This window comes from Delftia sp. WSY_10, from assembly GCF_043104705.1.
GTDB classification, from domain to species: domain Bacteria; phylum Pseudomonadota; class Gammaproteobacteria; order Burkholderiales; family Burkholderiaceae_C; genus Comamonas; species Comamonas tsuruhatensis.
Genome location: NZ_JBICKY010000033.1, coordinates 1 through 6,183, shown reverse-complemented (window position 1 = coordinate 6,183; position 6,183 = coordinate 1). Strand labels below are relative to the sequence as shown.

2 protein-coding genes are annotated in these 6,183 nt (G+C 71.2%); both read left to right on the top strand.

What is annotated here, in order from left to right; genetic code table 11:
* The coding region (locus tag ACF8ML_RS15330) for an amino acid adenylation domain-containing protein (RefSeq protein WP_392407336.1) at positions 1–4,208 on the top strand (4,208 nt) is incomplete at its 5' end.
* The coding region (locus ACF8ML_RS15325; protein WP_392407335.1) for a condensation domain-containing protein at positions 4,208–6,183 on the top strand (1,976 nt) is incomplete at its 3' end. The genes ACF8ML_RS15330 and ACF8ML_RS15325, both read left to right, overlap by 1 nt.

Below are 6,183 nucleotides of genomic sequence, written 5' to 3'. Positions count from 1 at the left end.
TGAACCTGCTGCCGCAGGGCGTGGCCGGGGAGCTGTACGTGGCGGGCGAGGGCTTGGCACGCGGCTATCTCAACAGGCAAGGACTGACGGCAGAGCGCTTCATTGCCAACCCGTTCAGCGAGACAGGCGAGCGCCTGTACCGCACGGGCGATCTGGTGCGCTGGAGTGCCCAGGGCGAACTCGAATACCTGGGCCGTGCCGACCAGCAGGTCAAGATCCGGGGCTTCCGCATCGAGCTGGGCGAGGTGCAGTCGCAACTGCTGGCCCAGCCCGAGGTGCGCGAGGCCGTGGTTTTGGCCAAGGAGGGCGCAAGGCTGATCGCCTATGTCTCCCTGCGCGACGCGGTGGAGGAAAGCCAGCTCAAGCAGCGCCTGGGCCAGGTACTGCCCGACTACATGGTGTCCTCGGCCATCGTCGTGCTCGATGCCCTGCCTTTGACCGCCAACGGCAAGGTGGACCGCAAGGCGCTGCCCGAGCCGGAGATGGTCAGCGCCCAGCAATATGAGGCACCGCAGGGCGAGTTGGAGGAAACGCTGGCGCAGATCTGGGCCGAGGTGCTGGGCGTGGAGCGCGTGGGCCGGCAGGACGGCTTCTTCGAGCTGGGCGGGCATTCGCTGCTCGCCCTGGGCCTGCTGGAGCGCGTGCGCGCCCAGGGCCTGCGTGTGCAGGTGCGCACGCTGTTCCAGCACCCGAGGCTGGCGGAGTTTGCGCAGGCGGTGCGGCAGGAGCAGCAGGGTGAGCAGGGTGAGCAAGGTGCGCAGGTGGCCGGCGAGATCGACGTGCCGCCCAATGGCATCCCCGAAGGCTGCACGGCGATCACGCCGGACATGCTGACCCTGGTGGCGCTGGATGACGATGAGATTGCGCGCATTGCGCAGGCGGTGCCCGGTGGCGCGGCCAACATCCAGGACATCTACCCGCTGGCGCCGCTGCAGGAGGGGATTTTGTTCCACCACCTGCTGCAGTCCGGGGGCGATGTGTTCGTCTCGCCCAACCTGCTGAGCTTCGGGACGCGCGAGCAGCTGCAATCCTTCGTGCACAGCCTCAACCAGGTGATTGCACGCCATGACATCCTGCGCACGGCCGTGCTCTGGGAAGGGCTGTCCGAGCCCGTGCAGGTGGTGCTGCGCCAGGCACCGCTGCAGCTGCAGTGGCCTGATGCGGATGAGGCGCATGGGTCGCACGAGGTGCATGAGGCACATGAGGCACTGGTGCCGCAGATGCTGGAGCAACTGCGCAGCCACGACCTGCGCCTGGACGTGCGGCAGGCGCCGATGATAGGGGCGCGGGCCGCGCACGATGCCGGGCAAGGCCGCTGGCTGCTGCAACTGCTGAGTCACCACCTGGTGATGGACCGCATCACGCTGGACCTGCTGCTGCAGGAAGTGCTGCGGCTTCAGCAGGGCCGCGTGGCCGAGCTGCCGGTGCCCGTGCCCTTCCGGCGCTTTGTGGCGCAGGCGCGCCAGGGTGTGGCGGCCGAGGCGCACGAGCGGTTCTTCCGCCGCATGCTGGCCGATGTGCAGGAGCCCACGGCCGCCTTCGGCCTGCTGGACGTGCAAGGCGATGGCCGTGGCATGGAGGAGGCCCGCCTGCGGTTGGACGCCCCACTGGCCCAGGGCATGCGCCGCCAGGCGCGTGCGCACGGCGTCAGCCCCGCCGCGCTCTGCCACCTGGCCTGGGCGCTGGTGCTGGCCCGCACCAGCGGCAGGCAGGAGCCGGTCTTCGGCACCGTGCTGATGGGCCGCATGGACGGCGGCGCCGGTGCCCAGCAGGCGCTGGGCATGTTCATCAACACCTTGCCGCTGCGCCTGCCGCTGGGCGAAGGCAGCGTGCTCCAGGGCCTGCGCAGCACGGCGGCGGCGCTTGCGGCGCTGCTGCAGCACGAGCATGCCAGCCTGTCGCTGGCCCAGCGCTGCAGCGGCCTGCCTGCGGGAACGCCGCTGTTCGGCGCATTGCTGAACTACCGGCATGGCGCGGCCGAGGGCGCTGCGCAAGAGCTGGCCCGGGCCGGCGTGCAGGTGCTGGGCCGCCCCGAGCGCAGCAACTATCCCGTGGGCATGGCCGTGGATGACGACGGCCAGGGCTTTGTGCTCGTCGCCCAGGTGGCGCGCAGCGTAGGGGCCGGGCGTGTCTGCGCCTACATGCAGCAGGCCCTGCAGGCGCTGGTGCAGGCGCTGCAGCAGCAGCCCGGCCGCGACCTGCGCACGCTGGACGTGGTGCCCCCGGCCGAGCGCCAGGCGCTGCTGGCGCAGGCCGGCAACCCCCGGTCCTGGCCGCAGGCCTTGCCGGTGCACCGCATGTTCGAGGCGCAGGCAAGGCAGCGGCCCCAGGCCCCGGCCCTGGCCGCGGACGGGCAGGTGTTCAGCTACGGCGATCTGGACCGGCGGGCCAGCCGCCTGGCGCAGGCCCTGATCGCCCAGGGGCTGCGGCCCGGGCAGCGCGTGGGCCTGGTGGCCGAGCGCGGGGCCGCCATGGTGGCCGGCCTGCTGGCCATCCTCAAGGCGGGCGCTGCCTACGTGCCCGTCGATCCGGCGCTGCCCGATGAGCGCATGCAGTACATGCTGCAGGACAGCGGGGCCTGCCTGGTGCTGGCCTCGGGCCTGGCGCCGGGCCGGCTGGCCGTGCTCGCCGCCAGCGTGCCGAAGGTGCTGGAACTGGAGGCGCTGGAGGTACTGGAGGTACTGGAGGCATCGGAGCCAGGGCCGCAGGCAGGCACGGAACGCGCGCCCCGCGTCGAGGTGCATGGCGACCAGGCTGCCTATGTGATCTACACCTCGGGCTCCACCGGGCGGCCCAAGGGCGTGGTGGTGCGGCATGCGGCCTTCTCCAACTTCCTGCAGTCCATGGCGGCACAGCCGGGCCTGCAGGCGCAGGACGTGGTGCTGGCCACGACCTCCGTGTCCTTCGACATTGCGGGCCTGGAGATCTTCCTGCCCCTGGCCGTGGGCGCGCAGCTGGTGGTGGCCGGGCGCGAACAGGTGCGCGACGCGGCCGCGCTGGCGGCGCTGCTGGAGCGCAGCCGCGCCAGCGTGATGCAGGCCACGCCCTCGGGCTGGCGCCTGCTGCTGGCCGGTGGCTGGAAGGCGGCACGGCCGCTGAAAGCGCTGTGCGGCGGCGAGGCGCTTGCACCGGACCTGATCGCCCTGCTGCGCGCGGCGGGCGTGGACCTCTGGAACCTCTACGGCCCGACCGAGACCACGATCTGGTCCAGCCTGCAGCAGGTGCAGGGCGATGCCGCCACGCTGGGCCAGGCCATCGCGGCCACCCGGCTGCTGGTGCTTGACGAAGGACTGCGCTGCGTGCCGCAAGGCGTGGCCGGGGAGCTGTTCATTGGCGGCCAGGGCCTGGCGCGCGGCTACTGGCAGCGGCCGGGCCTGAGCGCAGAGCGTTTTGTGGCCGATCCTTTCGCGGGTCCGGGTGAGGCTGGCGAACGCCTGTACCGCACGGGCGACCTGGTGCGCCGCAATGCCGATGGTGCGCTCGAATACCTGGGCCGGCTGGACCACCAGGTCAAGATCCGCGGCCACCGCATCGAGCTGGGCGAGGTGGAGGCCGCACTGCTGGCCCAGCCCGAGGTGCGCGAGGCCGTGGTCACGGCAGCGGGGTCCGGCAGCGATACGCGCCTTGTGGCGCATGTATCTCTACATGCATCGCTGCATGCGTCGCTATATGCACCGCTGCATGCATCACTGCATGCAGGCCCTCCCCTGGACGCTGCGGCACTGCGCGCAAGACTGGCCAGCGGCCTGCCCGACTACATGCTGCCGTCCGCCATCGTGGTGCTGGACACGCTGCCGCTGAACAACAGCGGCAAGGTGGACCGTGCCGCGCTGCCTGCGGCGCAGGCACCGGCCGGGCAGTCCTACGAGGCGCCCTCGGGGCAGGCCGAGGAAATGCTGGCCGGGCTCTGGTCCGAGCTGCTGGGCGGTGGCCGCGTGGACCGCCGCGACAGCTTCTTCGAGCGCGGCGGGCACTCGCTCAAGGTGGTGCAACTGCTGGCGCGGCTGCAGGGGGCAGGCGCTGCGGGGCTGACCGCCCAGGACATTTTCCGCACCCCGGTGCTGCAGGACATGGCGGGCCTGGTGCGCCTGCCGGCCCATGGCAGCGCGGATGCTGCGGGTGCTGCGGGTGAAACAGGCACGACAGGCGCGGATGCGCAGGCGCTCGATGCGCTGGATTCCTTTCTCGAAACTCTGGGAGATATCTGATGGACCGTGGCCGCCTGCGCCAAATCGCCGAGCGCTTTGCAAGCCTGAGCCCTGCCCAGCGCACGCTGGCATTGCAAAAGATCCGGTCCGAGGGACTGGATCTCTCGCACTTCCCCATCCCGGTGCGCGCACCATCGCCCGACCAGACCGAAGCCCTGTCCCACGCGCAGCTGCGCCAGTGGTTCCTGTGGAAGCTGGACCCGCAAAGCTCGGCCTACCACATCGCCCAGGCCTCGTGGATGCATGGCGAGCTGGATCTGGCGGCCTTGCGGCAGGCGTTCGGCGTGCTGCTGGAGCGCCACGGCGGACTGCGCACGGTGTTCGAGGAAAGCCCAGACGGCCTGGCGCGGCAGCGCATCGTGCCGCAGCTGGCCCTGGAGCTGCCGCTGATCGACCTGACCCCCTTGCCTGCCGCACAGCGGCGCGAACGGGCCCTGGCCGAAGCCGAGCGCCTGTGCCTCACGCCCTTTGACCTGACGCGCGGCCCGCTGCTGCGCGTGGCCGCCGTCCGCCTGGACAGCCGCCAGCACCTGCTGGTGGTGGTGATGCACCACATCATCTCCGACGGCCGCTCCATGCAGATCCTGCTGGAGGAATTCGCAGGCCTGTACGCGGCACTGGTGCAGCAGCGCCCGACCCGCCTGCCGCCGCTGCCCATTGCCTACAGCGACTACGCCGCCTGGCAGCGCGACTGGCTGGATGCCGGGGAAAGGCAGCGCCTGCTGGACTACTGGCTGCCCGAACTGGCCGGTGGTCAGGACCTGCATCTGGAGCTGCCCGCCGACCATGCCCGCGCGCCGGGCGCCGAGACCCGCTGGCATGCCGCCTGGCACCGGCTGGAGCTGCCCGCCAGCCTGGTGGCCGGACTGGAGCAGCGCGCCCGCAAGCAGGGCACCTCCCTCTTCGTGGCGCTGCTGGCCGGGTTCCAGGCCCTGCTGCACCGCTATACCGCCGAGACCGATATCCGCGTGGGCGTGCCCGTGGCCAACCGCAACCAGCCCGAGGCCCAGCCGCTGGTCGGCTTCTTCGTCAACACGCTGGTGATGCGTGGCCGGCTCGATCCCCGCATGCGCCTGCAGGAGCTGCTGGCTCAGCTGGCCGAGCGGGTCCGCCTGGGCCTGGCCCACCAGGACCTGCCCTATGAGCAACTGGTCGAGGCGCTGCAGCCGCGCCGCAGCCTGGACGGCAGCTCGCTGTTCCAGGTGATGCTGAACTACCAGCACGAAGAGGCGGCCGGCCTGGCGGGCCTGGAGATCCAGAATCTGGAGCTGGACGGCCTGGCCGCCCAGTTCGAGCTGACCCTGCACGCCAGCCGCCGCGCCGACGGCAGCCTGCAACTGGGCTTTGCCTATGCGCGCGAGCGCTTCGAGCCGGCCACGGTGCAGCGCATGGGCGCGCATCTGTCGCTGCTGCTGCAGGCGCTGGCGCATGCGCCGCAGTGCGCGCTGGACCAGGTGCAACTGCTGCCCGGCTATGAGCAGGCGCAGCTTCTGGACCGCAGTGCGCGCCGCAGTACCCGCAATGGACCGGCCCTCAACCCTGCGCAGCCCGCCTGCCTGCACCAGCGCTTTGCGGCAAGCGCGCAGCAGCGGCCGGATGCGGTGGCGTTGACCTGCGAGTCCGCACGACTGACCTACGCCGAACTCGATGCCCGGGCCAACCGCCTGGCCCACCGCCTCATCGCCCTGGGCGTGCGGCCGGAGACCCGCGTGGGCATCGCCATGCAGCGCTCGGTGGAGATGGTGGTCGGCCTGCTGGCCATCCTCAAGGCTGGTGGCGCCTATGTGCCGCTGGACCCGGACTACCCTGCCGACCGGCTGGCGCACATGGTGGCCGACAGCGGGATCTCTCTGGTGCTGACGCAGGCTGCGGTGCGCGAGCGCATTCCCGGCGCTGCTGCGCTGCAGGTGCTGGAGATCGACACGCTGGACCTGTCGGGCGAACCCGATACCGATCCGCAGGTTGAAGTCTCGGC